1 protein-coding gene and 1 pseudogene are annotated in these 1,974 nt (G+C 70.6%); both read right to left on the reverse strand.

Annotated features, from left to right (window positions below; genetic code table 11):
- On the reverse strand, positions 1-1,580 hold a 1,580-nt coding region (locus AB0M52_RS33530), incomplete at its 3' end, for a glycosyl hydrolase (protein ID WP_363961865.1).
- A gap of 276 nt (positions 1,581-1,856) precedes the next feature.
- Positions 1,857-1,974: pseudogene (locus AB0M52_RS33535) on the reverse strand (formylglycine-generating enzyme family protein); the annotation flags it as partial.

Here is a 1,974-nt window from a genome sequence, read left to right on the forward strand (position 1 = left end):
CCGGCCACGCCGGGCACGTGCCCCCAGGTCGGCTGGCGGGGGCCCCAGGATTCCGAGAAGCCGATGCCGTTGCCGTTGTACGGCGAGAAGGCGGCGAACCCGGGCCACTGGGCACCCGGCGCGGTGGCGTACGAGAAGCCGTGCAGGACGCACTGGTTGACGCCGGCCGCGAAGATGCTGCCGACGGTCTGCAACACCTTGTTCCAGGTGGTGTTGTAGGCGCCGTTGGCGTACGCCGCGGTCTCGCAGGACAGGATGGAGCGGCCACCCATGTCCCGCCCGGAGGCGAGCGCCCGGTAGTCGTCCAGGTTCTTGAAGCCGAGCGACTCGGACTCGGGCACGTCGAGCAGGGCCGAGCTGTAGATCGCGTCGGTCTCCAGCCCGTACGGCTGCACCCGCAGGGTCATCCCGAGGCCGTACGCGAACTCGCGCAGCGGGATCAGGTGGTTCTCGTGGTACAGGTCGCTGAGGACCTGGTTGAAGTCGTCACGGACGTGGTTGGTGGTTTCCCCGTCGTACGTGAAGAGGTACTTCTCCGACCGCTCGACGATCACCGGCAGGTAGGGCAGCAGGTCGTACCCGTTGCGGCGCTCGAACTCGGCGAGCATGTGCGGCGTCCAGATGGTCGCCTTCGTCTCGATCTCCAGCGAGTCCTCGAACAGGTTGTCACCGACCTCGCGCAGCAGGCCGCGGATCGCCGGCGTGAGGATCTTCGACTCCCACTCGTCGATGACGACCTGGGTGCCGGCCAGGCTGAAGTGGTCCACCACGTACGACTTCGGGTCGGTGTGCGGGCCGGCCTCCGGCTCCTGCGCCGAGCCCCGCTCCCAGTAGGCCAGCAGCACCCAGGTGCCCTCCGGCGCGGTCCAGCGGATGGCGCCGTCGCGGACCTGATCGGTGATGGTCTGGACGGTTTTCGGGTCGAGCGTCACCACGGCCGCGGTCGGCGAGCCGATGACCTTGGCGACCTGGACGAAGAGCAGATCCTGCCGGTTGACGCCCGCGTGCGGGGGGAAGATCTGCGCGGGCAGCGGCCCGTCGAAGACCTCACCGCCGTTGACGGTGGCCGACCCGTGCACCAGTTCCTTCGACGCCGCGGCGTCGTCGGGGGTGATGGTCGGGACAGCGGTCGGCCAGCACGGGCCGAGCGCCAGGTCGACGCGGACGCCGCGCTTGCTGGCCTGACGCAGCGCGGACTCGACGCCGTCGAGCCAGGGCCGGGTTCCCCAGCCAGAGCCGGCCGGGTCCATCGGGGTCCGCACGCTGTGGTGCACGTCCTGGATCTCCACGCCACCGAACCCGGCGTCCGCGATCTGGTCGATCTCGCGGGCGATCTCGGCGGGGTCGACCAGGCCGTGCGGCCACCACCAGCGGAACTTCGCGGCCACGTCGGCGCCGGGGTTGGCGAACTGCTGCGCGAACTTGAACGGCATGCCGGACGGCTGCCCGGGCGCGGCACCGGCGACGGACGGCTTCCAGGGCAGCGCCGCGCCCAGCCCGAGCGCGGCGCCCATGCCCAGGAGCCTGCGGCGGGAAAGGTGGCTCGGCCGACCCGTGCCGGCGAGCGGTTGTTCGGTCATCGTGGACCTCCACGTCGAGGGGTGTGGCGAGTTCCGGCCACGGCTGTGGGCAGCCGGATCTCCCGCCGGGGGTAGGCGGTTCCGGTATATCGGGGGAGAGCTATGAATCGTTTCAAAGCGGCGGCGCCAGCGTAATCAAGCCGGAATACCCAGGCAATAGCCTGGCCACATCCGGTCATGCCGGTGGCACCGGCGGGTCAGCCCACTCCCGGCCGGACGGGGCGGCGACAGTGGTAGACCAGCGCCGGCGGCACGTTCGACCAGACCGTCATCGGCTCAGGGCGACCCGGAACGCGCGACCCGGAAACCGACGTCGTCGACCTTGAACGTCGGGTGGCTGCGTCGCCGTACCGACGCCCGGCAGCTCCAGTGCTCGTCGAACCACCCGCCGCCG

The sequence above is a fragment of the Micromonospora sp. NPDC051296 genome, from assembly GCF_040682255.1.
In the GTDB taxonomy this organism is placed as follows: Bacteria; Actinomycetota; Actinomycetes; order Mycobacteriales; family Micromonosporaceae; genus Micromonospora; species Micromonospora craterilacus.